The following is a 2,919-nucleotide window of genomic DNA, read 5'->3' as shown; positions in this document are numbered from 1 at the left end:
TCCAGTGCAGCGCCTAGTAGCAGCCCTGAGTCACCCAAGGGCGCTACGAACGTCCAGCGCTCGCCGCTCGGAGCGAGTGGCGGATCGATGCGGGCTTCTCGAATGGAGAGGCCCTCAAGACTCAGCCACCGAACGCGTACGCCTCGACGATCCGTTACGACCAAGGTGTCGCCGTGCAGCGCAATCGCCGACGGTCGATCGAACTCATCGGGACCTTCTCCGCAACTGCCAAATCGATTGAGGACTTTGCGCGAGCTTCTTTCGAAGACGACGAGCTCGCAGGTCTTTGGTGTTGAGACGACTAGGACGCGATCCGAGACAGCAATAGATCCAACGTTACTGAGCCAGTCCGCGCCATCCGCCGAGCCGAAGCGACCGGTCTCGATCAGGGACACCGTGCCAGCAGGCGAACTTGAAGAAACTGGGACGGGTAGATCGGCGAAGTGCCACCGGCTACGGCCGGTTTCGCGCGTGGTTGCTGCAATATCATTCGGGGCCACAGAGCAGCTTGCCAGCAGGACCGGCCCGGCGATCAATAGCCCTCCGGAAGCTCCTCCTGCCAGCGCACTGACGACTCCTCGCACATCACGAAGGATGCGCGAGCCGCTGCCACGAGCGGCCGAGAACGTACTTCGGGCCAATGCGGCAACTCCGGTCTTCTTCGATACTTCTGGCACTCTCATGCCCCTCGTGGAGGAGTGCGCCGATGGCGCGCGGCGTAACGGACTCGATGGGTATGCTCCAACAGTCAGCCCAAATGATTCATGCATAGCACGATGCTATTGAACGAATTCATTCTTCGCGATAGCCCAGCAAAGTCAAATGCTTCGAGCATCCACTCGATGATCGCATCGAGGCCGCACTTCAGCCCATCCGGACGAGGTACGAGACATCAACTTCGTCATTTGGCCGCAACCTATAGTAGTTGGGGATCAATCGCTAAAGAGTACACGCACGAGGACCGTGTCGCGTCGCCATTTCGTACCGTGCTCTGCCCTGCACGTATGTTGTCCGGCCACGTGGGACGGATGCCATTCTTGCGAAACTGGAGCGTGCCTCGCTTGAAGAAACGCTATCGACTGCTGTCCTGTGCCTTCGCGACCTTGCCTTGAGCCTCTTGAAAGAGCAGGGTCGGACGATCTGCCACCCATACTTCTACACAACGACGTCGAACGTCCATGGCACTGCCCTTCCCAAAGTCTCGCCAAGCCTGACCGGTAACGCGCATCACGAAACGGCTCAAAATTGATTGATACGCACCGAGTTCTTTTGCGACAGCGATCATTCCGCCCATTGAAGTGGCGCGCCGATGCATTTGTGTGACGTAATACCAATCGCGCAACACGCGAAATCGTGGCACGCTCCGCCCCCGCAATCAGCGTTCGAGAAACGCGCCGTCACGCATACCCATGGCCGCCGCTGCTCGTGTAGCGCTCAACCGTAGGTCAAGCGCGTCGAACCTCGCCAGCAGTTCTGGACAGGTACCAAGCACGTACGTCCACCTAGTATCAACTACTTCATCAGTCAGTTGCATCGCACTTTCGATGGAGGTACGCGGATCACTTCATGCGCAACGTCTTTCCGAGCATTCTTAACCGTTTGACTGCGAATTGTCAACGCGGTGTTGCGGTACGCGTTCACCGCAGCGCGGTGCGCGCGAACAGCGAGAACGCTCGCGGAGTCCGCTAAGAGCACCTACGCCGGACGGAGCACCCGCCCCGCCCCAGCCGACGGCCGCTGCCCGTCGCGCACGGCAATCGCACCATTCACCACCACCGCCGCGATACCCAGCGGGTACTGAAAAGGGTTGGCAAAGGTGGCGGTATCAGCCACGCGGGCCGCATCGAATACCACCACGTCGCCGGCCATCCCGGCGGCGAGCACGCCACGATCAGCCAAGTGCACGCGGGCCGCGGGCACCGCGGTCATCTTTCGGATCGCACTGGCTAGCGACAGCGCCTTCCGCTCGCGCACAAAGCGACCGAGGACGCGCGGAAAGGTGCCGGCGCCGCGCGGATGCGGGCTGCCGCGACGGGTCGGTCCGTCGATCGCGAACGCGCCGCCATCGGAGCAGACCATACTGAACTCATGCGCCAGCAAGCGGTCGATGGTGTCTTCGCTCATGGCGAAACCCAGCATGCCCACGTCGGCCCGATTGCGCTCCAGCAGGCCGATCGCCGCCAGATACGGGTCCATCCCCTTGGCCGCGGCGTACGTTCCCATGCGCTTACCCTCAGCGTCGCGGTCGATGGCGTCGGCCACGCGCGAGACTTGTACGTTCTCCCAGCCGCCAATCAGCTCCACCTTGGCCAGCGCCTCAGCACGAATGCGCGGCGCCACCGTGGGGTCTTGAAGCCGCGCCAGGAAAGCGGCCGTCCCGCCGTCGCGACTCCACACCGGAAACAGATTGGTGAGTCCGGTGGAATACGCTTCGTACGGATACACATCGAACTGCACGTCGATACCCGCCGCGCGTGCCGTCGCGATGCGCGCCAAGGCGGTGTCGAGCTTGGGCCAGTTACGGGTACCCTGCATTTTGAGATGCGAGATCTGTAGCGCGCAGCCGGCTCCACGCGCCACCGCAATCGACTCGTCGATGGAGTCGAGCACGCGGTCGTCTTCGTTGCGCATATGTGTCGCATACGGCAACCGCTTGGCGGCCAGCGGGCGACAAAGCGCGATCAACTCCGCCGGAGTCGCGAAGGCACCAGGCGTGTATTCCAGTCCGGTAGACGCCCCGCAGGCGCCGGCGGTGATGGCCTGCTCCACCATGCGCACCATGCGTTGCAGCTCGTCAGCCGTCGCCTTTCGGTCGTCGTCACCGACCACCGCCCCGCGCACACTCCCCAACCCGATCATTGCCGCCACGTTCACTGCGGGTCGTGCCGCCTCGAGCGCGGACGCCCACGCTGTGAAACT

The 2,919-nt window shown here is 62.5% G+C and carries 3 protein-coding genes; all 3 read right to left on the bottom strand.

Annotation, left to right across the window (positions count from 1 at the left end; all coding sequences use genetic code 11):
* Positions 1-536 (bottom strand): hypothetical protein (locus ACESNG_RS21170; protein WP_373070715.1); only part of this gene is annotated, 536 nt, incomplete at its 3' end.
* A 536-nt stretch (positions 537-1,072) separates the two neighbouring features.
* Positions 1,073-1,345 (bottom strand): hypothetical protein, encoded by a 273-nt coding sequence (locus tag ACESNG_RS21165; protein ID WP_373070713.1) that lies wholly within the window; start codon positions 1,343-1,345, stop codon positions 1,073-1,075.
* Positions 1,346-1,695: 350 nt separating this feature from the next.
* Positions 1,696-2,919: amidohydrolase family protein (locus tag ACESNG_RS21160; protein WP_373070711.1), on the bottom strand; the 1,224-nt coding region annotated here is incomplete at its 5' end.

This window comes from Gemmatimonas sp. (genome assembly GCF_041689975.1).
Taxonomy (GTDB): Bacteria; Gemmatimonadota; Gemmatimonadetes; order Gemmatimonadales; family Gemmatimonadaceae; genus Gemmatimonas.
Note: the sequence above shows the minus strand (reverse complement) of the source record. Positions and strands in the feature narration are given on the sequence as shown.